The organism is Aeromonas sp. CD (genome assembly GCF_033349375.1).
GTDB classification, from domain to species: Bacteria; Pseudomonadota; Gammaproteobacteria; order Enterobacterales; family Aeromonadaceae; genus Aeromonas; species Aeromonas hydrophila.
Genome location: NZ_CP137631.1, coordinates 1593852 through 1619688, shown reverse-complemented (window position 1 = coordinate 1619688; position 25837 = coordinate 1593852). Strand labels below are relative to the sequence as shown.

The 25837-nt window shown below is 60.5% G+C and carries 18 protein-coding genes; 10 read left to right on the top strand and 8 right to left on the bottom strand.

The annotated features are described in order from the left end of the window. Positions 1 to 110: 110 nt before the first annotated feature. The 3 genes from glnS to nagE form a co-directional block, all read right to left on the bottom strand. A complete protein-coding gene (gene glnS, locus R2E40_RS07525; protein ID WP_318165136.1) occupies positions 111 to 1772 on the bottom strand; it encodes a glutamine--tRNA ligase in 1662 nt (553 codons plus the stop codon). 347 nt (positions 1773 to 2119) lie between these two features. Continuing rightward, on the bottom strand, positions 2120 to 4783 hold the full coding sequence (locus R2E40_RS07520; RefSeq protein ID WP_318165135.1) for a beta-N-acetylhexosaminidase: 2664 nt from the start codon (positions 4781 to 4783) through the stop codon (positions 2120 to 2122). Between the two features lie 122 nt (positions 4784 to 4905). Then, the gene (gene nagE / locus R2E40_RS07515; protein WP_139705351.1) at positions 4906 to 6381 is read right to left on the bottom strand and encodes an N-acetylglucosamine-specific PTS transporter subunit IIBC; all 1476 of its coding nucleotides are present in this window, start codon (positions 6379 to 6381) and stop codon (positions 4906 to 4908) included. A gap of 273 nt (positions 6382 to 6654) precedes the next feature. Here nagE and nagB point away from each other — a divergent pair, with 273 nt between their 5' ends. The 3 genes from nagB to nagC are packed head-to-tail and all read left to right on the top strand — an operon-like array spanning position 6655 to position 9831. Further along, complete coding sequence (gene nagB / locus R2E40_RS07510; protein WP_016350211.1) at positions 6655 to 7455, top strand: glucosamine-6-phosphate deaminase; 801 nt, start codon at positions 6655 to 6657, stop codon at positions 7453 to 7455. Between the two features lie 11 nt (positions 7456 to 7466). After that, positions 7467 to 8612, top strand: a complete 1146-nt coding sequence (gene nagA, locus R2E40_RS07505; RefSeq protein WP_318165134.1) for an N-acetylglucosamine-6-phosphate deacetylase — start codon at positions 7467 to 7469, stop codon at positions 8610 to 8612. Positions 8613 to 8616: 4 nt separating this feature from the next. Further along, positions 8617 to 9831: a DNA-binding transcriptional regulator NagC gene (gene nagC / locus R2E40_RS07500; RefSeq protein WP_016350209.1), complete on the top strand. Its 1215-nt coding sequence runs from the start codon at positions 8617 to 8619 to the stop codon at positions 9829 to 9831. A 111-nt stretch (positions 9832 to 9942) separates the two neighbouring features. Here nagC and R2E40_RS07495 read toward each other — a convergent pair whose 3' ends face one another. The 3 genes from R2E40_RS07495 to aspS form a co-directional block, all read right to left on the bottom strand. Continuing rightward, positions 9943 to 11559 carry a phosphoethanolamine--lipid A transferase gene (locus R2E40_RS07495; RefSeq protein ID WP_318165133.1) on the bottom strand — a complete coding sequence of 539 codons (1617 nt, stop codon included), beginning with the start codon at positions 11557 to 11559 and terminating at the stop codon, positions 9943 to 9945. Positions 11560 to 11841: 282 nt separating this feature from the next. Beyond that, entirely contained in the window at positions 11842 to 12582 is a 741-nt protein-coding gene (locus R2E40_RS07490; RefSeq protein ID WP_011705419.1) for a YebC/PmpR family DNA-binding transcriptional regulator, read from the bottom strand. Positions 12583 to 12677: 95 nt separating this feature from the next. Beyond that, positions 12678 to 14444 (bottom strand): aspartate--tRNA ligase, encoded by a 1767-nt coding sequence (gene aspS, locus R2E40_RS07485; RefSeq protein WP_016350206.1) that lies wholly within the window; start codon positions 14442 to 14444, stop codon positions 12678 to 12680. A gap of 432 nt (positions 14445 to 14876) precedes the next feature. Here aspS and R2E40_RS07480 point away from each other — a divergent pair, with 432 nt between their 5' ends. From R2E40_RS07480 to R2E40_RS07455, 6 genes are all read left to right on the top strand, one after another. Further along, the gene (locus tag R2E40_RS07480) at positions 14877 to 15725 is read left to right on the top strand and encodes a DUF72 domain-containing protein (RefSeq protein ID WP_318165132.1); all 849 of its coding nucleotides are present in this window, start codon (positions 14877 to 14879) and stop codon (positions 15723 to 15725) included. Positions 15726 to 16118: 393 nt separating this feature from the next. After that, positions 16119 to 16868 carry a carboxy-S-adenosyl-L-methionine synthase CmoA gene (gene cmoA / locus R2E40_RS07475; protein ID WP_318165131.1) on the top strand — a complete coding sequence of 250 codons (750 nt, stop codon included), beginning with the start codon at positions 16119 to 16121 and terminating at the stop codon, positions 16866 to 16868. Further along, on the top strand, positions 16865 to 17842 hold the full coding sequence (gene cmoB, locus R2E40_RS07470) for a tRNA 5-methoxyuridine(34)/uridine 5-oxyacetic acid(34) synthase CmoB (RefSeq protein WP_041216623.1): 978 nt from the start codon (positions 16865 to 16867) through the stop codon (positions 17840 to 17842). The genes cmoA and cmoB overlap by 4 nt, the downstream gene beginning before the upstream one ends. A gap of 82 nt (positions 17843 to 17924) precedes the next feature. Beyond that, positions 17925 to 18683 carry an ATP-dependent zinc protease gene (locus R2E40_RS07465; RefSeq protein WP_016350202.1) on the top strand — a complete coding sequence of 253 codons (759 nt, stop codon included), beginning with the start codon at positions 17925 to 17927 and terminating at the stop codon, positions 18681 to 18683. Positions 18684 to 18686: 3 nt separating this feature from the next. After that, on the top strand, positions 18687 to 20225 hold the full coding sequence (locus tag R2E40_RS07460) for an inactive transglutaminase family protein (protein WP_011705413.1): 1539 nt from the start codon (positions 18687 to 18689) through the stop codon (positions 20223 to 20225). A gap of 3 nt (positions 20226 to 20228) precedes the next feature. Continuing rightward, positions 20229 to 21194: an alpha-L-glutamate ligase-like protein gene (locus tag R2E40_RS07455; protein WP_011705412.1), complete on the top strand. Its 966-nt coding sequence runs from the start codon at positions 20229 to 20231 to the stop codon at positions 21192 to 21194. A 223-nt stretch (positions 21195 to 21417) separates the two neighbouring features. Here the strand turns inward: R2E40_RS07455 and R2E40_RS07450 are convergent, their stop codons facing one another. Next, complete coding sequence (locus tag R2E40_RS07450; protein WP_005299113.1) at positions 21418 to 22020, bottom strand: peroxiredoxin C; 603 nt, start codon at positions 22018 to 22020, stop codon at positions 21418 to 21420. 146 nt (positions 22021 to 22166) lie between these two features. Here R2E40_RS07450 and R2E40_RS07445 point away from each other — a divergent pair, with 146 nt between their 5' ends. Beyond that, positions 22167 to 23075 (top strand): hydrogen peroxide-inducible genes activator, encoded by a 909-nt coding sequence (locus R2E40_RS07445; RefSeq protein ID WP_011705410.1) that lies wholly within the window; start codon positions 22167 to 22169, stop codon positions 23073 to 23075. A 66-nt stretch (positions 23076 to 23141) separates the two neighbouring features. Here R2E40_RS07445 and ahh1 read toward each other — a convergent pair whose 3' ends face one another. Continuing rightward, entirely contained in the window at positions 23142 to 25007 is a 1866-nt protein-coding gene (gene ahh1 / locus R2E40_RS07440) for a hemolysin Ahh1 (RefSeq protein ID WP_318165130.1), read from the bottom strand. Between the last annotated feature and the right edge of the window lie 830 nt (positions 25008 to 25837).

Sequence of the window (25837 nt, the reverse complement as noted above, 5' to 3'; positions counted from 1 at the left end):
AAGCCAGCATCACGCTGGCTTTTTTGTGTCCGTCATTTAGAACCCGTTTACGGCCTTGCTCCGAGGTCGTGATCAAGCAAGAGCAGGGTCTCCCCTGCCCTCTGCTGTTATCAGGCCTCGGCCTTGCCCCACACGTCGCGCAGGGCCACAGTGCGGTTGAACACCAGATGCTCTGGGCTGGAGAGCTTGTTGTCGACGCAGAAGTAACCTTCACGCTCGAACTGGTAAGCCTGCTCCGGCTTGGCGTTCTTCAGGGAGGCCTCGACACGGGCCCCCTCGATGATCACCAGGGAGTCCGGGTTCAGCGCCGCTTCGAAGTCCTCTTCGGCGCCCGGGTTCGGCACCTTGAACAGACGGTCGTAGAGGCGCACTTCGGCCGGCAGGGAGTGAGTGGCGCTGACCCAGTGGATCACCCCTTTCACCTTGCGACCATCGGCCGGATCCTTGCCCAGGGTCTCGGGATCGTAAGAGCAGTAGACGCAGGTGACCTTGCCATCCGCATCCTTCTCGACCCGCTCGGCCTTGATGACATAGGCGTTGCGCAGGCGCACTTCCTTGCCCAGCACCAGTCGCTTGAACTGCTTGTTGGCTTCTTCTTTGAAGTCCGCTTCATCGATGAAGATCTCGCGGGTGAAGTTCAGCTCGCGGGTGCCCATCTCGGCGTTGTTAGGGTGGGCCGGGGCGGTCAGCACTTCATCGGCGGCCAGGTTCTCGATGACCACCTTGACCGGGTGCAGCACAGCCATGGCACGCGGCGCATTCTCGTTGAGATCTTCGCGGATGCAGGCTTCCAGCATGCTCATCTCGACGATGTTGTCCTGCTTGGTCACGCCGATGCGCTTGCAGAACTCGCGGATGGAGGCCGGGGTATAACCGCGACGACGCAGACCGGAGACGGTCAGCATGCGCGGATCGTCCCAACCGTCCACGTGCTTCTCGGTCACCAGCAGGTTCAGCTTGCGCTTGGACATGACGGTGTATTCGAGGTTCAGTCGGGAGAACTCGTACTGACGGGGGTGGCAGTCGATGGTGATGTTGTCCAGCACCCAGTCGTACAGGCGACGGTTGTCCTGGAACTCCAGCGTACAGATGGAGTGGGTGATCCCTTCCAGGGCGTCCGAGATGCAATGAGTGAAGTCATACATCGGGTAGATGCACCACTTGTCACCGGTCTGGTGGTGGTGGGCAAACTTGATGCGATAGATGACGGGATCGCGCATCACCATGAAGGGAGATGCCATGTCGATCTTGGCGCGCAGGCAGGCGGCGCCTTCGGCAAACTCGCCGTTCTTCATCTTCTCGAACAGGGCCAGGTTCTCGGCCACCGAACGATCGCGGAACAGGCTGTTCTTGCCCGGCGCGGTCAGGGTGCCACGGTATTCGCGCATCTGCTCGGCAGAGAGCTCGTCCACGTAGGCCAGGCCCTTCTCGATCAGCTCGATGGCATAGCCGTGCAGCTTGTCGAAATAGTCGGAGGAGTAGCAGATCTCGCCGTTCCACTGGAAGCCGAGCCACTGCACGTCCTGCTTGATGGACTCAACGTACTCGATATCTTCCTTCACCGGGTTGGTGTCGTCAAAGCGCAGGTTGCACTGGCCCTGGTAGTCGCGGGCGATGCCGAAGTTCAGGCAGATGGACTTGGCGTGACCGATATGGAGATAACCGTTCGGCTCGGGCGGAAAACGGGTATGCACGCTGCTGTGCTTACCGCTGGCCAGATCTTCATCAATGATCTGACGAATAAAGTTAGTTGGGCTGTTCGCCTGACTCATGGCTCACCTCAAAAATGCGTCACTGGCGGAAGTTGTGCCGGCTGGCACCCTCATCCCCCCGCCGTCAAGCCGGATATGATCCCTCATTACGCGCCCTGTCTCAACCTGAATTTGCCCGTTTCGGGGTACTGGCGCAGCAAAACGCCCTGCACTGATGGCCGGTTTGACTGACTGACGAAAAAAAGACCCCGCACGAGGCGGGGTTCAAGGTGATGAAAAACAAAAACAGACAATACACACACACAACAAAGGCTCACACGCACAGTCAACCTTTCCCAAGCCCGATGGCCATCGCCCTTGGGAAAGGCGGGTCTTGCGACCCACCTTGCGTTATGGATTGAGGACTATCAGTTCAGCTCGGTGACGCGGCTGGTGCGCTTGCCATCGAAGCTGGTGGTACGCAGCCAGACCTTGCCATCCACGGTCGGCTTGGCGGCAGCGTCGTAGGCGCTCCAGCTCTTGCCATCCAGGCTGTACTGGATGGGCAGACCCGGCAGATCCACGTTCGCTTCCAGCACGCCGTTCACCACTTTGGCGCCCGGTACGGAGAGGCGATATTCCACCCCGGCCTGGTCCAGTTTCGGCAGCACGCGCTGACCCAGTACGTTGGCGAACTGGTTCCACTCCTTGTTCAGGGTCGTCTTGTTGACGAACTTGGTGGTGCCGGAGAACTCGCGGTTCTTCACGTAGTCGAGCTCGAAGCCGCCCTTGTGCCAGGCACGCTCGGCCATGGAGAAGATACGCGGGTAGACCATGTACTCGTATTGCGCGTCGGTACGCACGGTTTCACTCCACTGCTGACCGGAGATCCCCTTGAACTTGACCGGGTCCTGGTCACCCTTGGCCACGAAGGCGTTGCCGTCGCGGTCAACCGAAGTCTCGGCGTTCTGCGGCAGGTTTTCCGGGGCGAAGGCGAACACCTTGCGGGTGTCGTTGAAGCGGGTTGCCCAGTAGTAGCCGCGCTCGGCCGGGTGTACCTCGTTCGGGAAGTCGAAGTAGAGGTAATCCGGGTTGGAGAGCACCACGTCATAGCCCTTGTGCGCCCACTTCATCGCCTCGTTGAAGCCACCCCAGTAGAGGGTCTCCCAGAAGTTGACCCGGGTCTTGTCGGTGGCGAACACGCTGGCATCCTTGGCGTACTTCAGACCATCTTCCCACGCCTGCAGGGTGGAGAAGCCGTGGCCCTTGACCATTTCGCTCACTTCCTTGGCGAAGTAGACCGGCAGCTCGGCCACGTCCTTGATCTTGCCATCGTCGATCATCTTCTGGCACATCGGGGACTTGCCGAACGGCTTGTCCTGCTTGCTGGAGTCGACGTTGCCCTTCCAGGCGACCAGCTCTTCTTTCTTGGTGACGGCCGGATCCTGGTAACCACCGCCCTGCATGATGTTCTTCGCCTCGTCACCACCGTAGTGCCAGGCGGTCAGCGGCTGGCCGGCGGCCTGATGCATCTGGGCCACTTCGTCCATCACCTTGGCCACGAAGGTAGCGGCGCCCGGCTGGCAGGGGTTGATGAAGGACATCTTGTCGTAGAACTGCACCGAAGTGACGTTGGAGGTATCGGCCGGGTCGGTCAGACGGAACTGGTTGGCTTCGGTCTCTTTACCTTCAGCCATCAGGCGCTTGTAACGCGCTTCCATGGAGACCACGGCAGCACGGGCGTGGGCCGGCATGTTGATCTCGGGGATCACGGTCACGCCGCGGGCCTTGGCATAGCGTACCAGGTCGATGTAGTCGGCCTTGCTGTAGAAACCGGAACCCTGGTTGTCGCTGGTCGGGCCGGAGCCCAGCTGCGGCATCAGGCACTTGGTTTCGGACTCGTCGTGACAACGCTGGCTGCCGACGTCGGTCAGCTCCGGCAGACCCGGGATCTCCAGACGCCAACCTTCATCGTTGGTCAGCCCCAGGTGCAGCACGTTGAGCTTCATGGCGGACATCTGGTCAACCAGCTTCTTCAGAGTCTCAGGGCTTCTGAAGTGACGGGCCACGTCGGTCTGCATGCCACGGTATTCAAAGCGCGGCGCATCCTCGACATGCATCTGGCTGACCAGCTTGTCGTTGACCCCCAGGAGGGAGATCAGGGACTGGGCACCCCAGAAGGCGCCTTCGATGTCGTGACCCTGCACCACAGTGCCTTTCTGGCCGATAGTCATGTCGTAGCCTTCGGCCTGCTTGAGCTTGCTGCCGAGCTTGATGGTCACTGGGTAGCCGGTGTCGGAGAGGGTAACACCCAGCTTGGTCAGTTGAGCCTTCAGGGCTTCGGCGCGATCGCTCGGCAGGTCCAGGGCATTGAGCTTGATAGTGGAGAAGTCGACCTGCGGGCCGGCCTTGACCACCTGCTTCATCGGGGTCGGCAGGATCTGGTTGTCGACCTTGCCAGCCGGCAGCAAGGTGCTGGTCTGGTTGGCGGCGAAACGGGTTTCGCTGTTCATCAGGATGTTGTTGTCATCCTTGGTGCGCTTCCAGCCGTCGGCCGGCATCGGCTTCTCGTAAGTGGTGGCATCGTCGATGTTGCTCATGCTGGCCAGCACTTTCGGCTCGGCCCCTTCGCTGGCGACATACCAGTTCGGCATGATGTCAGATTCGAACAATACCCAGTACTCAACCACCAGCGGCACTTCGACCGTGGCATCCTTGGCAAAGCCCTGGAACTTCTCGGTCGGCGTCAAACGATAAAGGTCGCCGGTCAGGTGGGTGATGGTGAACTGGTCGTTGTCCACCCGCTGGATGCGACGGATGGAGGAGACATAGATGCTCCAGTCTTTGGAGGTAACGTCAGCACCGGTATTGGTCAGGTGCAGCTTGGCAACGCCGCAGCTCGCCCACTCGGAGCCCAGTGCCTGGCAGTCGAGGCCGGCGCCGGCACCGTCGTTGGTGACGACTTCGTACTTGACGACGAGGTTGCTGGCGAGGGAATCGACCACGGCTTGCTTGGCGGCATCGGCTGCCTGTACCTGGCTGACGAAAACGGTAGACATGGCAATGGCTAACAGAGAATGTTTCAAGTTCATAACTGCTGCTCTCATTTGAAGTAAAGGTTGGATTTTCTTGGCTTTTTTTATATGGGGCCCCGAGGCGGGGCCCTTAGTTATGTCAACAATGGACTTAGACTTGAGGCGAGCTTGGCGCCCGATTAACGCAGGGCCTTCATCTCACCGGCGATGATTTCGGCCAATGGGCCCAGAATCACCTGCAGGTTCTGCTCACCGAGCTTGACCACACCGGCCGCGCCCAGGGCTTTGAGCTTGCGCTCGTCAACGATGCTGCGGTCTTTCAGGGTCAGACGCAGACGGGTGATGCAGGCATCGATGGTCACCAGGTTCTCCTGACCGCCCAGCACTTCCAGATACTGACGTGCCAGTTCGGTACGGTCGGTGGTCTGAGCCTGTGCCGGTACCGCTTCGTCATCTTCACGACCCGGGGTTTTCAGACCCAGTTTGGCAATGACAGCGCGGAATACCACGTAGTAGAGACCGAAGAACACCAGACCTTGCGGGATCAGCATGTACCAGTTGGTCGCCAGCGGGTTGCGGCTGGAGAGCACCATATCCACCAGACCGGCACTGAAGCCAAAGCCGGCCATCCAGTGCATGGAGGCTGCGATGAACACGGAAACACCGGTCAGGAAAGCGTGAATGACGTACAGCACCGGTGCCACGAACATGAAGGAGAACTCGAGCGGCTCGGTCACCCCGGTGAAGAAGGAGGCAAAGGCAGCTGCGATCATGATGGATGCAACTTTGTCCTTGTTCTCTTTCTTGGCGGAGTGGTAGATGGCCAGTGCGGCACCCGGCAGACCGAACATCATGATCGGGAAGAAGCCAGCTTGGTACATGCCTACCACGCCTTTCACCTGATCCAGGCTCTTGCCTGCAGCCAGAGCGGCATCGATGGTAGCCTGACCACCCAGGAAGTTCGGGATGTCGTTGATACCGGCCACGTTGAACCAGAACACGGAGTTCAGGGCGTGGTGCAGACCAATCGGGATCAGCAGGCGGTTGAAGAAGGCGTAGATACCGGCGCCGGTGGAGCCCAGGCTGACGATGGATTCACCAAAGCTCACCAGACCACCGTAAATGACCGGCCAAACGGCCATCAGGATGAAGGAGACGACGATCATCACCACGGAGGTTACGATCGGCACCAGACGGCGGCCGGAGAAGAAAGCCAGCGCCTTGTGCAGTTCTACGCTGCTGAAGCGGTTGTAGAGCTCGGCGGCGATGACACCACACAGGATACCGACGAACTGGTTGTTGATTTTGGCAAAGGCTGCCGGAACCTGCTCTACAGGGATGCCTTTAATCATCGCCACAGAACCGGGGCTCAGCAGAGTGGTCACCACCAGGAAACCGACCAGACCGGCCAGCGCGGCAGAACCGTCTTTGTCTTTGGACATACCATAGGCAACACCGACCGCAAACAGCGTGGACATGTTGTCGATCAGTGCTGAACCCGCCTTGATCAGGAAGGCGGCCAGCGCGCTGTCACCACCCCAACCATTCGGGTCAATCCAGTAGCCAACCCCCATCAGGATCGCGGCGGCAGGCAATACCGCTACCGGCACCATCAGGGCACGGCCGATCTTTTGCAAATAACCGAGAATGTTCACGGTTCCTCTCCTTAGTTAATGTTTTTCTAGAAATTAAGTGCTTATCACGTTTGACGCATAAGCCATCAAGGCTTGATTGGCAGTCTAGGGCTTTTATTTCGCTGCGCAAATTAATAAACCTGTAATCGTGATCATTATCACCCAAACGAGATAAAGGTGGCGGATAGATGTGGCTTAGTTCGCAATCTTTATTTACGCTATAAAACAACTTGAATCCGTCCCAGTCTATTTGCCGCCGACATCCCGGCAGCAACCCGTACAGAGGTATCTACAATGCGCCTGATCCCGTTGAAATCTGCCAGCCAAGTGGGCCTGTGGTCTGCCCGTTACATCGTTGACCGTATCAATGGGTTCAAACCCACTGCCGAGCGCCCCTTCGTACTGGGCCTGCCCACTGGCGGCACCCCGCTCAACACTTACAAGCGCCTGATTGAACTGCATAAAGCCGGTGAAGTGAGCTTCCAGAACGTGGTCACCTTCAACATGGACGAGTACGTCGGCCTGCCGGAAGACCACCCGGAGAGCTACCACAGCTTCATGCACAACAACTTCTTCAGCCACATCGACATTCGCCCAGAGAACATCAACATCCTCAACGGCAACGCGCCGGATCTGGTGGCCGAGTGCAAGCGCTACGAAGAGAAGATCAAGTCCTACGGCAAGATCCACCTGTTCATGGGCGGTGTCGGCAACGACGGCCACATCGCGTTCAACGAACCGGCCTCCTCCCTCTCCTCCCGCACCCGGGTCAAGACCCTGACCGAAGACACCCGCATCGCCAACTCCCGCTTCTTTGGCGGCGACATGGAGCAGGTGCCCAAGCTGGCGCTGACCGTGGGTGTTGGCACCCTGATGGATGCGGAAGAGATCATGATCCTGGTCACCGGTCACGGCAAGGCCCAGGCCCTGCAGGCCGCGGTGGAAGGCAGCGTCAACCACATGTGGACCATCTCCACCCTGCAACTGCATCCGAAGGGAATGATGGTGTGTGACGAGCCCTCCACCATGGAGCTCAAGGTCAAGACAGTGCGTTACTTCCAGCAGCTCGAAGCCGCCAACATCGGCCGTCTGTAAGGAGTCTCACCATGTACGCATTGACCAACTGCACCCTCTACACCGGCAGCTGCGTGCTGACCGGTTACGGGGTGGTCATCGAGGGCGACAAGATTGTCGCCATCTCCCGCCTGGCCGAACTGCCGGCCGGCATCGAACGCCTTGAGCTCAAGGGTGCCAACCTGAGCGCCGGTTTCATCGACGTCCAGCTCAACGGCTGTGGCGGCGTCATGTTCAACGGCCACATCACCACCCAGACCCTGGCGACCATGCAGGCCGCCAACCTGAAATCCGGTACCACCAGCTTCCTGCCGACCCTGATCACCAGTCCGGATGCAGACATGAAACAGGCCGTCGCCGTCACCCGCGACTACATGGCGGCGCACCCCAACGAGGTACTGGGCGTCCATCTGGAAGGGCCCTACACCAACCTCAAGCGCAAGGGGATCCACCCGGCCGAGCAGATCCGCCAGCCCGCCGACGAGATGATCGACTTCTTCTGCGCCAACGCAGATGCCATCGCCAAGATCACCCTGGCGCCAGAGCGCAACAAGCCGGAGCACATCCGCCGGCTGGTGGAGGCCGGCATTCTGGTCTCCGCGGGCCATACCGCGGCCAACTATGACCAGGCCATGGCCGGGTTCGACAACGGCATCCGCTTTGCCACCCACCTCTACAACGCCATGACCCCGACCGTGAACGGTCGCGAGCCGGGCGTGGTCGGTGCCATCTACGATCGCAAGGATGTCTACGCCGGCGTCATCGTCGACGGTCATCACGTGCACTGGGCCAACGTGCGCCTTGCACACAAGATGCTGGGAGAGCGACTGGTGCTGGTCACCGACGCGACCGCACCGGCAGGGGCACCGGAAGGCTTTGAGAAATTTGATTTTTGTGGCGCAACCGTCTATTTCCGCGATGGTCAGTGCGTCGACGAGAATGGTACACTCGGCGGCTCTGCCCTCACCATGATTGAGGGGGTGGAGAATCTGGTCAAACAGGTCGGATTACCGCTCGATGAAGCACTGAGAATGGCCACCCTTTACCCTGCTCGCGCCATTGGATGGGACTCACGTCTCGGTAGTATCCAGGTCGGAAAAATAGCCAACCTGACTGTCTTTGATCAGGCCTTCACGGTCTGCGGGACCGTGGTTAACGGACACTACACAACACAGTGACACTATGACTGGCGGACAAATAGCAAACGTAGATCTTATCAAGCAGGTCAACAGTGCAGCCGTGTATCGGCTCATCGACCTGCAGGGGCCCATCTCGCGGGTCAAAATTGCCGAGTTGAGTCAGCTGGCCCCGGCCAGCGTGACCAAGATAACCCGGCAACTGATCGAGCATGGCCTGATCAAGGAGACCTCGCCGCAAGCCTCCACCGGCGGACGGCGCGCCATCTCCCTGACCACCATCAAGCATCGCTTCCAGTTTGTGTCCGCCAAGCTCGGCCGCGGCTACCTGCAGCTCGCCCTGTATGACCTCGACGGCAAGGAGCTCGATCAGCACATCACCCAGGTGACCGAGATCGAACAACAGCCGGTGGTCGACATGCTGCTGCGGGAGATCGGTGCCTTCATCGACTCCCAGCAGGATCGCAGCCGCAACCTCATCAGCATCGCGCTGACCATGCCGGGTCTGGTCAATCCGGAATCCGGCATGGTCATCTACACCCCCAAGTACCAGATCCGCAATCTGGCGCTGGCCAAGTTGTTGGAAAACCACTTCAACCTGCCCTGCTACGTGGGCAACGACACCCGCTCGCTGGCACTGGCCGAACACTTCTTCGGCGAGTCCCGCGACTGCATGGACTCCATCCTGGTGAGCGTCCACCAGGGGGCGGGCTCGGGCATCATCACCAAGGGCAAGGTGTTCCTCGGTCAGAACCGCAACGTCGGCGAAATCGGCCACATCCAGGTCGAACCGCTCGGCAAGCGCTGCCATTGCGGCAACTTCGGCTGCCTGGAGACCATCGCCTCCAACGAGGCCATCGTCGACAAGGTGAAGGAGCTCATCAGCCGCGGCCACCTGAGCTCGCTGCAAGAGAAGCACATCACCATCCAGGAGGTGTGCAAGGCGGCCATGGCCGGTGATGAGCTGGCCCGCAGCGTGATCGAGAACGTGGGTGAGCATCTGGGGCGGGCGGTGGCCATCACGGTCAACCTGTTCAACCCGCAGAAGGTGCTGATCGCGGGCGAAATCACCGCCGCCGAAGAGATCCTGTTCCCGGCCATCCGCCGCTGCGTGGAGCACCAGTCGCTGCCAAGCTTCCATCGCGGCCTGCCCATCGTGAAGGCACGCTTCCAGAATCAGCCCACCGTCGGCGGTTTCGCGCTGGTGAAGCGGGCCCTGCTGGAAGGGGACCTGCTGCAGATCATCATGGAGCAGAAGTAAGGCCGAGGCCTTGAGAAACAACAACGGCAGCCAGTGGCTGCCGTTTTTATTGATAGATTCTTCGAGCGTAGGTTCGATTAGCCGCGTAGCGGCGTAATCGGACGCGGTGACTCACCCCGCCCGGCACGGTTTGAACAGATCCAGCGCCCCGTCATACACCTGAGTCTGCACATCCATGATGCCGAGCATGGAGTGGAACAGATTGTCGTGGGAGAAGCGCTTGCTGGCCGCCTCCTGCTGCAGACAGGTCATATCCAGCTGACGATCGGCCTGCAACTGAGGTGAGAACCAGGTCATCAGCGGCACCCGGGTCTGATCGTCCGGGGCGAACTTGTAGGGGGTGCCGTGCAGGTAGAGCCCCATGGCGCCCAGAGATTCGCCGTGATCCGACAGATAGACCAGCCCCACGTTGTAATCCTGCTCCAGCGTCTTGAGCTTGTCGATGAGACGGGCCACCACCTTGTCGGTGTAACGGATGGTGTTGTCATAGGTGTTGACCAGCTCTTCATTGGTGCAGTTTTCGATGTCGCTGCGCGGGCAGTCCGGCACGAAGGTCCGCTCACTGGCGGGATAGCGGCGATAGTAGGTCGGGCCGTGGCTGCCCATCAGGTGGAAGGCCACCAGCTTGTTGCCCTTCATCTGCGCGATCTGCCGATCCAGCCCCTCCAGCATCACCTCGTCGTAGCAGGAACCCTTCTGGCAGTACTGGGGAAAATCCTTGGTCTCGATCTCGATGGTGGGCACGTTCTTGCACACCCCCTTGCAGCCGCCGTCGTTCTCCTTCCAGAGCACGGAGACGCCGGCGTGCTGCAGCACATCCAGCATGCCGTCGCGGGACTGGGCCAAGGTGTCGTCATAGCCGCGCCGCGTCAGATTGGAGAACATGCAGGGCACCGAGACCGCGGTGGCGGTACCGCAGGAGCGCACGTTGCGAAACGAGACCATGCCCGATTCCCGCGCGGTAAAGCTGTTGGTGGCCTTGCCGTAACCGTTGAGGGAGTAGTTCTGGCTGCGCGCCGTCTCCCCCACCACCAGGAACATCAGGGTCGGCTTGCCGCCCTGCCCCACCACCCTGGCATCGGTGCCCAACTGCTGATACGGGATCGGGGTGGCAAACAGGATGTCGGTGGCGTAGCGATAGAGGCCGTGCACATAGTTGGCGGGCACTATCTCCTTGCCGAGGGACTTGTTGTTGCGCCCGACCGAGGCGTAATCCTGGTAATAGAGCGCCGCCACCCCCACCAGAAACAGCAGGGACAGGGCGATGGAGCCGAGCCGCAGGCCCAGCCCCTTATACCAGGGACGGGGATACTCTATCTTCACCCACAGCAGGGCCAGCGCCGGCAGCAGGCCGGTCAGCACGAACCAGAGCAGGATGGAGGCATTGAAGTAGGAGGTCGCCTCCCCCGTGTTGGTTTCGACGATGTTCTGCACCATGCTCACGTCGAAGATGACGCCGTATTTCAGCATGGCGTAGCTGACCACGGATCCCATCAGGATCAGCAGCACGAAGAAGGGCTTGAGCAGATAGCGAAAGGTAAAGGGCAGGAACACCGCGTTAAGCGCGGCCAGCAGCACGAAGGGGATCGAGAGGGCGAAGCCCGTCTTGACGTGTTCCAGCTTGGTGAGAATGGTGTAAAAGTGCAGGAAAATGGGCCAGTTGAATACCAGTGCAAACAACAGCACCAGCAACAGATTCACCTTCATCACACCCAGGGTGATGCGCATAACGATACTCCGACAAACCAGGCAGGACAGGGGCCACAGAGGGCACCTCTTGTTGCAGTCTCGCTTGCCGATCCCTCCTCCCGAGGTGATGGCGGCAAGGGGCAGCGAGGCCCGGACACGGCAGGCAGCTTAAGAAGCCAAACTTAAGGGAAAATTAAGGCGGGCAATGCCATGGCCGGCACGGCCTTCAGGCGCCAGGCCATCACAAGAAAAACGGCAGCCGAGGCTGCCGTTTTAGCGGGGGCGAACAGAGCGTCGCCCCCTGAGTGTTCACGAACCGGGTTACAGGGTCGCGGCGACTTCGTCGGAGATGGAACCGTTGTGGTACACCTCCTGCACGTCGTCCAGATCTTCCAGCATATCGATGAGGCGCATCAGCTTGGGTGCGGTCTCGGCATCCAGCTCGGCTTCGGTGGACGGGATCATGGTCACTTCGGCGCTCTGGGGCTTGAAGCCGGCGGCTTCCAGACCATCGAGCACGGTGCCGAAATCGTTCGGGGTGGTATACACCTCGATGGAGCCATCCTCTTCGGTCACCACGTCGTCGGCACCGGCTTCCAGGGCGGCATCCATCAGGGCATCTTCATCGACGCCCACGAAGGTCAGCAGCCCTTTCTTGCTGAACAGATAGGCAACAGAGCCATCGGTGCCCAGGTTGCCACCGCACTTGCTGAAGGCGTGACGCACTTCGGCAACGGTACGGTTGCGGTTGTCGGTCAGGCACTCAACCATCACGGCAGAGCCGGCCGGGCCGTAACCTTCGTACACGATGGTCTCGAGCTGTTCGCCATCGCCACCACCGGCGCCACGCTGGATGGCACGGTTGATGGTGTCGCGGGTCATGTTGCCGGTCAGGGCAGCCGCCACCGCCGCACGCAGGCGCGGGTTGTTGGCAGGATCGGCATCACCCAGACGCGCGGAGGTGGTGATTTCGCGGATCAGCTTGGTGAAGATCTTGCCGCGCTTGGCGTCTTGCGCAGCCTTGCGGTGTTTGATGTTGGCCCATTTACTGTGACCTGCCATAGGGACTCTCCGTTATTTTTGAATTTCAGTAACACTGGTCATGACTAATGCAAGGGAAAGGCCGCATTGCTGCGGCCTTTGCTGCCGGTAACGGCTTATTCATCACCCTTGACGGTGGTCGCAATCGCCAGCTCGCCCAGTTGGGCGGCGTTGGCAAAGCTGGGGGCGTCCGTCATCAGACAGGCGGCCGCCGTGGTTTTCGGGAAGGCAATCACGTCCCGGATGTTTTCGGTACCGGTCAGCAGCATGCTCAGACGGTCCAGGCCGAAGGCCAAGCCGGCATGCGGCGGGGTACCGTACTTCAGGGCGTCCAGCAGGAAGCCGAACTTCAGGCGCTGCTCGGCCGGGGTAATACCCAGGATGTCGAACACGGTGGCCTGCATCTCGCTGTTATGGATACGGACAGAACCGCCACCCACCTCGTAGCCGTTGATCACCATGTCGTAGGCGTTGGCGTAAGCGCCTACCGGGTTGGCTTTCAGCTGCTCCGGGCTCAGGCCGCTCGGCGCGGTGAACGGGTGATGCATGGCAGCCAGACCGCCTTCGCCATCTTCTTCGAACATCGGGAAGTCGATGACCCACAACGGCTTCCAGCTGTTCTCCAGCAGGCCCAGATCGCGGCCCACTTTCAGGCGCAGGGCGCCCATGGCATCGCACACCACCTTCTTGGAGTCGGCACCGAAGAAGATGATGTCGCCGTCGGCTGCGCCGGTGCGGGCCAGGATCTCGCGCACGATGGCGTCGGAGAGGAACTTGGCCACCGGGGACTGCACGCCTTCGATGCCGTTGGCCGCTTCGTTGACCTTCATCCAGGCCAGGCCCTTGGCACCATAGATGCCGACGAACTTGGTGTACTCGTCGATCTGCTTGCGAGAGAGCTCGGCGCCGCCCGGTACTTTCAGGGCAGCCACGCGGCCTTTCGGATCGTTGGCGGGGCCGGCGAACACGGCGAACTCGACCGCGGTCAAGAGGTCTGCCACATCGACCAGCTCCATCGGCAGACGCAGGTCCGGCTTGTCGGAGCCGTAGCGACGCATGGCTTCGTCGAAGGTCATGATCGGGAAGTCGCCCAGATCCACGTTCAGGATGTGCAGCCACAGTTTGCGGATCATCTCTTCCATGATTTCACGCACCTGCGGCGCGGTCATGAAGGAGGTCTCCACGTCGATCTGGGTGAATTCCGGCTGGCGGTCGGCACGCAGGTCTTCGTCGCGGAAGCACTTGACGATCTGGTAGTAGCGGTCGAAGCCGGACATCATCAGCAACTGCTTGAACAGCTGCGGGGATTGCGGCAGGGCGTAGAACTTGCCCTTGTGCACGCGGCTCGGCACCAGGTAGTCACGGGCCCCTTCCGGGGTGGCCTTGGTCAGCATCGGGGTCTCGATGTCGAGGAAGCCGTGCTCGTCCATGAAGCGGCGCACGAAGGCACTGGCCTTGGCACGGGTCTTCAGGTACTTGGCCATCTCGGGGCGACGCAGGTCCAGGTAGCGATACTTGAGGCTCACCTCTTCGCTGTTGACCTGGTTGAAGTCCAGCGGCAGCGGCTCGGCACGGTTGATGATGGTCAGCTCGTGGGCAAACACCTCGATGGCACCGGTGGCCATGTCGCTGTTGCGCTGGGAGTCGGGACGGGTGCGCACCACGCCGGAGACCTGAATGCAGAATTCGCCGCGCAGTTCGGAGGCCAGGGCAAAGGCGTCCGGTTTGTCCGGATCGAAGAACACCTGCACGATCCCTTCCCGGTCGCGCATGTCGATAAAGATGAGGCCGCCCAGATCGCGACGACGATGGACCCAACCGCACAATGTAATGGTCTGCCCTGCATGGGCCTCATTGACCTGTCCGCAATAGATAGAGCGCATGGACTTCTTCCTTCGAATTTGTAGAGAGACGGTTAACCTGGGTCGCCGGGCACGACTGGCAAGCACCGTCTGTCTCACAGCTGGCCAGATCCTGTTCTTGCCCGGTTTGAAATCTGTCTCGTACCGTCCGACCGCCGGGATCGGACACCTGCCGCCGATATCGGCTCGACCAGAGGCGGCTGGCAAGCGGCCGGGGTGTCGGGCGGAGGGCATCGGCAAGCGATTGTTGTTTGGCCGCATCATGGCCGCTGCCGTCGTCACAATATGCGTACAGCGGCGTGAGTCACAACAAATTGGCAAACAAAAGGGCTGGCATTATAGAGGAAAACCCCCATTTGGGTAAAATGGCCAGCAGCCTCCTTTGCCCTGTTTTTTACATCCCGGGGCAAAAAAGGGGGGGAAAACGAGATAAACCCGCAGACAGGATCCCTCATGAGCCTCTTTTTGGGCCTGCCACAATGGTCTCACCCGGCCTGGCCAGGTCACTTGCTGGGCGTGGGCGCCAAGCCCGCCGAGCACCTCGCCCACTATGCCCGGGTATTCAACACGGTGGAAGGCAATACCACCTTCTACGCCTCGCCGACCCCCGACACGGTCCGGCGCTGGGCCGATGCGGTGCCTGCCCACTTTCGTTTCAGCTTCAAGTTTCCGCAAACCATCAGCCACCAGAGCGATCTGGTGAGCGCCGACAAGCAAGTGAGCGACTTCATCCGCCTGCTGGAGCCCTTGCACGACAAGCTGGGACTGCTCAAGCTGCAGCTGCCCGCTCGCTTCGGCCCACAGGGACTGCCCCGTCTGGCGGCCTTTTTCGAACGGCTGCCGCCGGCGTTTCGCTATGCCCTCGAGGTGCGCCACCCCGATTTCTTCGCCAAGGGCGAGGCGGAGCGGCAGTTGAACCGGCTGCTGATGGAGAAGGGCATCAACCGCATCATGCTCGACAGCCGGCCGCTGTTCTCGGTGCCAGCCACCACGCCAGCCATGATCGATGCCCAGGGCAAGAAGCCGAGGCTGCCGGTGCACCTGCTGGCCACCGCCAATGCCCCCGTGGTGCGGCTCATCGGCCTGCCGGATCCGGCCGCCAACCACCCCTTCCTGCCAGGCTGGCTCCCCCACTGGCGCCAGTGGCTGACGGAGGGCAAAGATCTCTACCTCTTTATACATACGGCCGACAACGCCCAGTCGCCCGAGCTGGCCCGTCAGGTTGCCCGCCTGCTGGGGGAAGAGATGGCCCCCTGGCCGGGGGAAAACGATCGCGCGCAGCAGGGCGTGCTGCCCTTTTAGTCAGCCGCCTCACCCCGTCTTCCCCGCCGCGAAAAAAAGCCGTTTTTTTGTGGCTGGACGGGGCTTGGCGTCAAGACAAACGCCGACCTTTCCTCTACACTAGCGCCCCAAGTAAGGACCCGGACCGCCAGCCCAGCACAATCCGATGCAGGCTGGTATCCGGCGCCATAAACAGGGCCCTGACGCCAGTGCGCTGCAACTCGTTGCCGCAGATGGTGCCGCCCTCAGAAAGGACCAGGATGATGGTCCATTGCGAACGGAACCGGCCCGATGGATCTCAAGGCCCGCCACCCCGTTCGTGAACCGGTGACGACCCGGCCCGGACCGGTGTCACCCAACGATTCAATTGAACAAAACAGTCGGTTCGCGCACCGGCTGTCAGGTTGCGCCAGCATGCATACCAAAGATCAGATTTTTGCCGCCCCTATCGCTCGATTGGGGGATTTTTGCTTTGACGAACAGGTCGTCGATGTCTTCCCCGACATGATCCAGCGCTCGGTGCCGGGTTACAGCAACATCATCTCCGCCATCGGCATGATGGCCGCCCGCTACGCCCAGCCCCAGAGCCGGCTCTACGACCTCGGCTGCTCGCTCGGCGCCGCCACCCAGGCGATGCGTCGCCACGTCACCCAGCCCGGCTGCCACATCACGGCGGTGGATCTCTCCCACCCCATGATCGAGCGCGCCCGCGCCCACCTCTCCGGCTTCAAGTCCGAGGTACCGGTGGAGCTGGTGGAGGCGGACATCTGCGACATCGCCATCGAGAACGCCTCAGTGGTGGTGCTCAACTTCACCCTGCAGTTCGTCGAACCCGAGAAGCGGGCCGCCCTGCTCCAGCGCATCTTTGATGGGCTGCGCCCGGGCGGGATCCTGATCCTGAGCGAAAAGTTCCGCTTCGAGGATGCGCCGGTCAACGAGCTGCTCATCGACCTGCACCTCGACTTCAAGCGCGCCAATGGTTACAGCGAGCTGGAGATCAGCCAGAAGCGCACCGCCCTTGAGAACGTGATGCGCACCGACAGCCTGCCGGTCCATCAGGCCCGCCTGCGGGAGGCCGGCTTCGCCCATCAGGATCTCTGGTTCCAGTGCTTCAACTTCGGCTCCATGATTGCCATCAAATCGAGCGAGCCTGCCCAGCCATGATCGACTTTGCCAACTTCTACCAGCTGATCGCCAAGAATCGGCTGAGCCACTGGCTGCATACCCTGCCCGCCCAGTTGCACGCCTGGCAGCACGACAACCAGCACGGCGATCTGCCGCGCTGGAACCGCGCCCTCAACAAGCTGCCGCAGGTGGCCCCCGGCCACATCGAGCTGCACAGCCGGGTCGAAATCGGCTCGGCCGAGAGCCTCGGCGAAGGGGAGCGCAAGAAGGTCGAGAGCCTGTTGCGCCACTTCATGCCCTGGCGCAAGGGGCCGTTCACGGTGCACGGCATCCACATCGACACCGAATGGCGCTCTGACTGGAAGTGGGATCGGGTCCTGCCCCACATCAGCCCGCTTGCCGGCCGCTACGTGCTGGACGTGGGCTGCGGCAGCGGTTACCACCTCTGGCGCATGGTGGGCGAAGGGGCCAAGCTGGCGGTCGGCATAGATCCGAGCCCGCTGTTCCTCTGCCAGTTCGAGGCCATTCGCCACTTCGCCGGCAACGACCAGCGCGCCCACCTGCTGCCGCTCGGCATTCAGGAGCTGCCGGAGCTGCGGGCGTTTGACACCGTCTTCTCCATGGGGGTGCTCTATCACCGCAAGTCTCCCATCGAGCACATCGAACAGCTGCGCAACCAGTTGAAAGACGACGGCGAGCTGGTGCTGGAGACGCTGGTGATCGACGGCGGCGTCAACGACGTGCTGGTGCCCACCGATCGCTACGGCAAGATGCGCAACGTCTGGTTCATCCCCTCCAGCGCAGCCCTCAAGCTGTGGGTCGAGCGCTGCGGATTTACCGATGTGCGGATTGTCGACGAGAATATGACCAGCACCGACGAACAGCGTCGTACCGACTGGATGATTAATGAATCCCTGAGTGATTATCTGGATCCAACCAATCCCGCACTCACGGTAGAAGGACACCCGGCACCGAAACGTGCCGTACTGATTGCCAGAAAGGCCAAAGACTAGCCGATGGCGGCTGTGGAAGTTACACTGACCCAATTCCAGGAAGCACAGTTAAATGAATGACATGAAAAGCAAATTAAAAGGAATGACCCTGCTCTCCCTGCTCAGTCTCGGCGGGTGTGTCAGTATGGAGAAAGCGCCCCCGGTACCTACCTTGACGCTGGCCGAGCTTCGCAACGAGATCAATCTGAGCGAGCAGCGCCTGCAAACATCCATGGAACAGCAACAGAAGCAGTATGTGCAGCAACAGCACCTGCTGGTTCAGCTCAACACTGATGTCAACAACATGAAAGAGTCCGTGAACAAAGTCGGCAGCAAGCTCGAATCCCTGCCGCCCGAGCCGCCCAAACCCATGGCGATCCCGACCGAGAAGTGCCAGGCCCCGAGCCAGGGTCACACCGTCGACGGCAAGCTGCTGGTCGGCGAGGCGGAGTGGATCTGGGTTGACGCGGCCAACGATGCCTTCCAGGCACGGGTCGATACCGGTGCCACCACCTCCTCCATCAGCGCCCAGGACATCACCATCTTCGAGCGCAACGGCAAGAACTGGGTGCGCTTCTTCCTGAGCCATCAGGAGATGGACGACAAGATCCAGATTGAAGCGCCGCTGGTGCGCCACGTGCGGGTGCGTCAGGCCTCCGCCGACGATCTCGACCGCCGTCCGGTGGTACGCCTTGCGGTACGCATCGGCGACATGACCGAGAAGGCCGAGTTTACCCTGAAGGACCGCAGCGACATGGCCTTCCCCGTGCTGCTCGGCCGTGAGTTTTTGAAAGACATCGCCGTGGTTGATGTGGCCCGCGAATATATCCAACCCAAACCCAAGCTCAAGGATGTGAAATAATCCATGGTTTCCCGTAAGCCGTTCTATTTGCTGGTAGCCCTGCTGTACATTGTCGGCCTGGGGATGACGTTCTATCACCACATCGCGCTGGACGTACCGCTCACGCCGGGTGAAAAACGCCAGATCTGGTCCATCGAAGCCAAGCTGGAGTTCGAGGCCACCGGCGAGCCGGTGATCGCTTCCCTGGCCATTCCGGGCACCCAGCCCGGTTTCACCCTGATGAACGAGAACGCCGCGAGTCCGGGCTACGGCCTCTCCTTCGTCGAGAAGGATGGCGATGCCCGCGCCGAGTGGTCCATCCGCAGCGCCTCCGGCCGTCAGGAGCTCTATTACCGCGTCGACATGATGGCCGATGCCCATGCCAAACCGGCCGCCAACCCGCTGCCGCCGGCCATCGAGAAGCAGATCGAGAGCGAGCCCTACGCCACCGCCATGAAGCAGATCCTGGAACGTGCCCAGGAGCGATCCGCCGACGGCTACACCCTGACTCGCGAGATCATCAAGGAGATCGAGAAACAGGAGCAGAACGCCGAGCTGCTGAAGAAGCACAAGAGCCGCGCCAACCTGATCGCCGAGCTGCTCAACAACGCCGACGTGCCGACCCGGGTCGTGCACGCGCTGAGCCTGGAAGATGGCCGCCGTCGTCAGGAGCTGGTGGATTACCTGCAGGTGTTCAACAGCCCGACCGACTACAAGCTGTTCAACCCGCAGACCGGTGAACAGGGCCGTCCTGCCAACCTGCTGCTGTGGGAATACAACTCCGGCGCCCTGCTGGACGTGACCGGTGGTCACAACTCCCGCGTCAGCTTCTCGATGATCGAGCAGGAACAGCCGGTCAGCGTGGCGCTGGCCCAGAAGTTTGAAAAATCGGAGATGATGAACTTCTCGATCCACAGCCTGCCGCTGGAAGAGCAGACCCTGTTCAAGGGCTTGCTGCTGATCCCCATCGGCGTGCTGATGGTGGTGTTCCTGCGGGTACTGGTGGGGATCAAGACCTCGGGCACCTTCATGCCGGTGCTGATCGCGGTCGCCTTCATCCAGACCTCCCTGGTCACCGGTCTCATCGGTTTCCTGCTGATCGTCGGCACCGGTCTGGTGATCCGCTCCTACCTGTCGCGGCTCAACCTGCTACTGGTCGCCCGAATATCGGCCATCATCATCATGGTGATCTCGATGATCGGCATCTTCTCCGCGTTTGCCTTCAAGCTGGGGCTGACCGACGGCATGAAGATCACCTTCTTCCCGATGATCATCCTCTCCTGGACCATCGAGCGGATGTCCATCCTGTGGGAAGAAGAGGGTCCGAAAGAGGTGTTCCGCCAGGGTGGCGGCTCTCTGCTGGTGGCCGTCATCGCCTATCTGGCCATGGATAACGAACTGATCCGTCACCTCACCTTCAACTTCCTCGGCCTGCAGCTGGTGCTGATGGCGACCGTGCTGTTGATGGGTAACTACACCGGCTACAAGCTGAGCGAACTCAAGCGCTTCAAGCCGCTGGTGGACGAGATCAAATCGGGTGCCACTCCGGGTAAGGACAAGTAACAGATGTGGTTCTGGGAAAAGTACACCACCCCGTGGAGCCTGTCCCAATCAGGCATCCTCGGCATGAACAAGCGCAACCACTCCTACATCAGCCGCTACAATCCGCGCAGCCTCTATCCGCTGGTGGATGACAAGCTGCAGACCAAGCGCATCGCGCTGGATGCCGGCGTCACGGTACCGGAACTGATCGGTACCATTCGTGCCCAGCACGACGTGAGCCGCATCACCGAGCTGGTGAAGGATTGGCCGGGCTTCTGCATCAAGCCGGCGCGCGGTTCCGGCGGCAAGGGGATCCTGGTGATCCTGCGCCAGGAAGAGGGCCTGTTCTACAAGCCCAACGGCAGCGCCTCCAACGGGCAGGATCTGGAACGCCATGTCTCCAACATCCTGGCCGGGCTCTATTCGCTGGGCGGTAAACCCGACGTGGCGCTGGTGGAAGGCCTCATCAACTTCGATGACGTGTTCGACGGCTACTCGTTCGAAGGGGTCCCCGATGCCCGGGTGATCATCTTCAAGGGCTTCCCGGTGATGGCCATGATGCGCCTCTCCACCGCCGCGTCAGACGGCAAAGCGAACCTGCACCAGGGCGCCGTGGGGGTGGGTCTGTGCCTGCGTACCGGCCGTGCGCTGCGGGCGGTGCAGTTCGGCAATCCGCTGCGCCACCACCCGGACACCGGCCTCGATCTCTATGAGCTCAAGGTGCCCCACTGGGACACCCTGCTGACCCTGGCGGCCTCCTGCTACGAGATGTCGGGCCTGGGCTACATCGGCACCGACATGGTGCTGGACAAGTTCCGCGGCCCCATGCTGCTGGAGCTCAACGCTCGCCCGGGCCTTGCCATCCAGATCGCCAACGGCCGCGGTCTGGTGCCCAATCTCAAGACCATCGAGAAGCTGGGCCAGGTGAAGATGAACGTGGAGCAGCGGGTCAACTTCGCCAAGGATCACTTCGGTATCTTTGACGAGTAGTCCGGACATCCATGACAAAAGCGCGCCACAGGGTGCGCTTTTTTATGCCTGCCGTTTATCGGCAATCTGCCGGCAACCACAATCCTGCTGAGCATGGGTTTCTGGACAAGGGTTCCTGAACAAGGGTTGCTGGACACCGTTGCGAAACGAGAGTGCCGAACAACGGCCATAAAAAAACCGATGCCTGGGCATCGGTTTTTCACTATCCGGTTTGCTGACCCGATTACAGGGAAGCGGCGTTCTCGGACAGGTACTTGGCAACGCCGTCCGGAGAGGCGGTCATGCCTTTTTTGCCTTTCTCCCACTGAGCCGGGCACACTTCGCCGTGCTCTTCGTGGAACTGCAGGGCGTCGACCATGCGCAGCATCTCGTCGATGTTGCGGCCCAGCGGCAGATCGTTGACAACCTGGTGACGAACGACACCGTTCTTGTCGATCAGGAAGGAGCCGCGGAATGCAACACCGGCTTCCGGGTGCTCGACGTCATAGGCTTTGCAGATCTCGTGCTTGATGTCGGCAACCAGCGGGTACTTGACCGGGCCGATGCCGCCGTCTTCGATCTTGGTGTTGCGCCAGGCGTTGTGGGAGAACTCGGAGTCGATGGAGACACCGATCACTTCCACGCCACGCTTGTTGAACTCTTCCAGACGGTGATCGAAGGCAATCAGCTCGGACGGGCAGACGAAGGTGAAATCGAGCGGATAGAAGAACAGGACGGCTGCCTTGCCCTTGATGTGGGATGCCAGGTTGAAGGAGTCAACGATCTGGCCATTGCCCAGAACGGCAGCAGCGGTGAAATCGGGTGCGGGACGGCCTACCAATACCATATTCAATTCCTCTTTATGTGAAGTGAACAATCCTGTCAGGATCAGGCTACCTAGAGCCAAGTCCGTCTAATTAAAGCGACAAACTATAGCCCCGATGGTAGATTAGTTAAATCAAATTAAATAGATAGCATTAATCGGGTTTTCCTATGCAACGTTGGCCCAGCCTGAAACAGCTGCAATATCTGGTTGCTCTCGACGAGCACAAGAACTTCAACCGCGCCGCCAAGGCCTGTCATGTCAGCCAGTCGACCCTGAGTACCGGGATCCAGACACTGGAGGACATGATGAACCTGCAACTGGTGGAACGGGACCACAAGAGCTTCATTATGACCCCGGTCGGCATGGAAATCGTCGAGCGAGCTCGCAATTTGCTCTCTGATGCACGGGATCTGATGGAACTCGGCCAGCATCAGGGGGGCGTCATGCACGGCACGGTACGCCTGGGCTGCATTCCCACCATCGCCCCCTTCCTGCTCAGCAAGCTGCTGCAGGTGTGCGGCAAGACCTATCCTGAGCTGGAATTGTTGCTGCGTGAAGACACCACCACCAACCTGCTCAAGCAGCTGGAGCAGGGTCAGCTCGACCTGCTGATCCTGGCGCTGCCGGTGGAGATCGGCGGCTTTCACTGCAAGACAGTCGGCCAGGATCCCTTCCACATGGTGATGCCCGCCAGCATGGCGGCCAGCCTGCACACCCCGTTCGACTACAAGGAGCTGCCCAACCAGAGCATCTTCCTGCTGGAGCGGGAGCACTGCCTCACCGAGCACGCGGTGAGCGCCTGCCGGCTGCGGGACAAGAGCAAGATCAACCCGTTTGCCGCCACCAGCCTGCACACCCTGGTGCAGATGGTCGGCGCCGGGCTCGGCACCACCTTCCTGCCGCAGATGGCCATCGATGCCGGCATCCTCGACAACACGGATCTGGTGGCCATCCCGCTGCCAGGAGAACATCCCTATCGCGAGATAGGGCTGGTGTGGCGCCCCAGCACCACCCGGGTACAGACCTTCTACAAGCTGGCGGAGCTGCTCGCCCCGCTCATCGAAAACAAGGCCTGATCCGCCACCCATAAAAAACGCCGGCAAGTGCCGGCGTTGTTGTCTTGGGCGCAAGGCCCTGCTCTGTCAGTGACTGGCCGGTGGTCCGAAGATACGGGTGTAGGAGGTCAGGGTCCGTACGCTCACATTCTGCGGGTTGCCGTTCTCGTCGTAGAGCCCCAGCGCCCCGCTCTGCTTGTCATGACCCAGCAGCTGGTGGGCACTCAGGTTGCTGAGCGCATCGCTGTCCGCTTTCCACTCCCAGCGCTGACCCAGGCTCAGACTGCAGCTCTGCAGCTGGCCGAGGTTGTTGCCATCCAGGCAGCGGCGGGTATCTTGCGCGCTGACATAGCGGCCGTACTGGTCATAGATGAAGGACTGGGCGGCCGAGGTCTCGTCACAGGTTACCGCGCTCAGACCATGGTTGGCATCTGCGCTCAGGCAGCGGTTGTCAAAGCCCCCCAGCTGCAGGTTGACCGGGCGACCGCCGGTAAACACCGGGTGGTTCCAGTCCACCTTGAAGCTGGTGGACGCCGTCACCCGTCTGCGCTTGTCGGTATCTTCAAAGCCCTGGAAGGAGACATGGGCTCCCACCACGTAGTAGTGCTTGTAGATGCCGGTGTAGATGGGACGGATGTTGACCGAGGAGTCGATCTTGAACTCGGTGCTACCCGTCTCGTCCGGTGCCGCCTTGTAGATGACGTCCAGATTCGGCACGAACCCCTTGTAGCTGAGCGGCTGGATGCGATTGTGATCCACGTCGTAGCCCATGCCCCAGACGGTGGCCGTCTTGGAAGAGAGCAGGGACTCCGCGGTCGCGTATTGATCGCGCACCCAGCTGAAACTCACCTTCTGGGCGCTCGGCGCCGAGCGTTCGACCCGGTAATCCTGGGTGTTGTAGGCGAGCTGGCGCTGCTGGCTGAACTTGGCCGACGCCTCCAGCTTGGCCTTGGGCCCATCCTTGTTCACCTCGACCCCGCCGGTGACCCCCACCTCGAAACCCGAGATCTCGCGATGCTCGTACTTGCTGTTGAGGTTGGTCGGCAGGCTCTTGAGCACCGCCGCCTTGGTGTTGGACGCCTCGATGCTGAAACGGTAGTCCTGGGCGATGGCATCGGTGGCATAGTCGCGGGCCCAGCCATCCAGCAGCAGGTAGTCCGCGATGTTCTCGCTCCAGCTGAGATCCTCGTTGAGCTGGATGCCGGCACCGGCTGACTCTTCGTCCAGCGAGATCCGCACTATCTTGGCATCCGGCGTGGCGGAGCCGGTGTTGCCAAATTGCAGGGAGCGCTCCAGGTTGACCCGGTAGACCAGCGAGATGTTCGGCGAATCGCAGAACAGCCGATCGCCCCGGCTCCAGGTGCGCGAGCGCGGGAAGGTACACTCGGCATCGCTGATCTTGCGGTTGACGTTGAGGTAGAAGGCCACGTGGGGCAAGCCGGCCTCGGCGGCAGGCGGCTGGGTCAGTGAGCGCTTGTGGCGCTTGCCCTGCCCTTCCAGGCTCTCGACCCGCTCCATCACCTGATAGAAGGCCGGGTCATCGACGCCCCCCAGCGGGGTGAACAGCAGCTCCCCCTTGTAGCCGGACACCAGCACCCAGTCTGCATCAAAAGAGATGCCGGCCAGCTGCTCCATGGCTTTTCTGGCTTGCTGTCGCTCGATCTGGTCGGTGACGGCGCTGAAATCGATGAACAGACGCTCACCCCGTTCCAGCACCCGCTCGCGCAGCTGATCCCGGGTCATCAGCGGCGTCGCGCCCTGCCCCTTCAGCCAGACGTCGGCATTGAGGTAAATCAGACCCTGTTCGGATTGCAGGCTGGCCAGCATGGCGGTGCCCTGGTCGGTACGTTCGCCAATATCTTCGGCATGCACGCTGCCTGCCAACAAGGCCAGCGCGAGCAGACTGAGAGTGGGGGCTTGCGTGATGAATTTGCGTGGTTTTTTGTTTTTCATTGTTATCTCCTTGTCGAATCACGCCAAGCTATTTAAACAATGAACGAATACGGCATAACCATATTATTCACGGTTATATTTCGGGGCGTTATTCTGCTTGCCTGTCATGACATTCATTATTCTCGCCGTGAATTAACAGCGTGGCGGCGAATGCATTTATTGTTGACAGAACAAGGATCGCGATGCGATCTAAGGTGGATGATTCGGCATGCGCCGAGGCTATTACACGGGAGTCACGCTCTGTTGGCAATCTTCCCTCAAGGTCGCCTGACTGCGCCTTGCATCTCGCACCGTGCCCGTTGGCTTGGCGGTAGCGCCCATCGGCCTGAACGATGGTGCGACAGCCTGATACCGCAGGCCTCCTGGTGCGAGGAAACACTCACTGCTATGGACCGGATATCATGGGATGGCCCTCCTCTGTCTGGTGATATTGTCAGCCGACGCCAGTCATTGGCCGAATATTATTATGTGAACCAGTTGCGGGAATATACCCAGAGATATCTTGTGGTGCTGCCATCATATTGGCGGTGAAAATGACGGGATCCCTTGCCATTTATTTTATGGCGCCATCATAACGAATTAACCCTGAGACAGAACGTGACACAGATCACGAGGCGGCGTCAACAAGGTTAATTATTATTTCATGCCAAGGTTGATTGGAATAACTACTTTAATATTGAAATGCTCATTCAAGATAATCGGCAAATATTATTCAAATGAATACAAATAATATTATTACCCTCTGCATTTGCGCCTCTTTTGAGGTAGCCAGAGGCTGTTTCTTGCAAGCAAGGCTATGTTCGAGCCCCGAACCCCGTTTATGATGGAGA

Bases quoted from the DNA above. Each gene is read 5' to 3' on its own strand.
- glnS (WP_318165136.1), bottom strand. From the start codon at position 1,772: ATGAGTCAGGCGAACAGCCCAACTAACTTTATTCGTCAGATCATTGAT.
- R2E40_RS07520 (WP_318165135.1), bottom strand. From the start codon at position 4,783: ATGAACTTGAAACATTCTCTGTTAGCCATTGCCATGTCTACCGTTTTC.
- nagB (WP_016350211.1), top strand. From the start codon at position 6,655: ATGCGCCTGATCCCGTTGAAATCTGCCAGCCAAGTGGGCCTGTGGTCT.
- nagA (WP_318165134.1), top strand. From the start codon at position 7,467: ATGTACGCATTGACCAACTGCACCCTCTACACCGGCAGCTGCGTGCTG.
- nagC (WP_016350209.1), top strand. From the start codon at position 8,617: ATGACTGGCGGACAAATAGCAAACGTAGATCTTATCAAGCAGGTCAAC.
- R2E40_RS07495 (WP_318165133.1), bottom strand. From the start codon at position 11,559: ATGCGCATCACCCTGGGTGTGATGAAGGTGAATCTGTTGCTGGTGCTG.
- R2E40_RS07490 (WP_011705419.1), bottom strand. From the start codon at position 12,582: ATGGCAGGTCACAGTAAATGGGCCAACATCAAACACCGCAAGGCTGCG.
- aspS (WP_016350206.1), bottom strand. From the start codon at position 14,444: ATGCGCTCTATCTATTGCGGACAGGTCAATGAGGCCCATGCAGGGCAG.
- R2E40_RS07480 (WP_318165132.1), top strand. From the start codon at position 14,877: ATGAGCCTCTTTTTGGGCCTGCCACAATGGTCTCACCCGGCCTGGCCA.
- cmoA (WP_318165131.1), top strand. From the start codon at position 16,119: ATGCATACCAAAGATCAGATTTTTGCCGCCCCTATCGCTCGATTGGGG.
- cmoB (WP_041216623.1), top strand. From the start codon at position 16,865: ATGATCGACTTTGCCAACTTCTACCAGCTGATCGCCAAGAATCGGCTG.
- R2E40_RS07465 (WP_016350202.1), top strand. From the start codon at position 17,925: ATGACCCTGCTCTCCCTGCTCAGTCTCGGCGGGTGTGTCAGTATGGAG.
- R2E40_RS07460 (WP_011705413.1), top strand. From the start codon at position 18,687: ATGGTTTCCCGTAAGCCGTTCTATTTGCTGGTAGCCCTGCTGTACATT.
- R2E40_RS07455 (WP_011705412.1), top strand. From the start codon at position 20,229: ATGTGGTTCTGGGAAAAGTACACCACCCCGTGGAGCCTGTCCCAATCA.
- R2E40_RS07450 (WP_005299113.1), bottom strand. From the start codon at position 22,020: ATGGTATTGGTAGGCCGTCCCGCACCCGATTTCACCGCTGCTGCCGTT.
- R2E40_RS07445 (WP_011705410.1), top strand. From the start codon at position 22,167: ATGCAACGTTGGCCCAGCCTGAAACAGCTGCAATATCTGGTTGCTCTC.
- ahh1 (WP_318165130.1), bottom strand. From the start codon at position 25,007: ATGAAAAACAAAAAACCACGCAAATTCATCACGCAAGCCCCCACTCTC.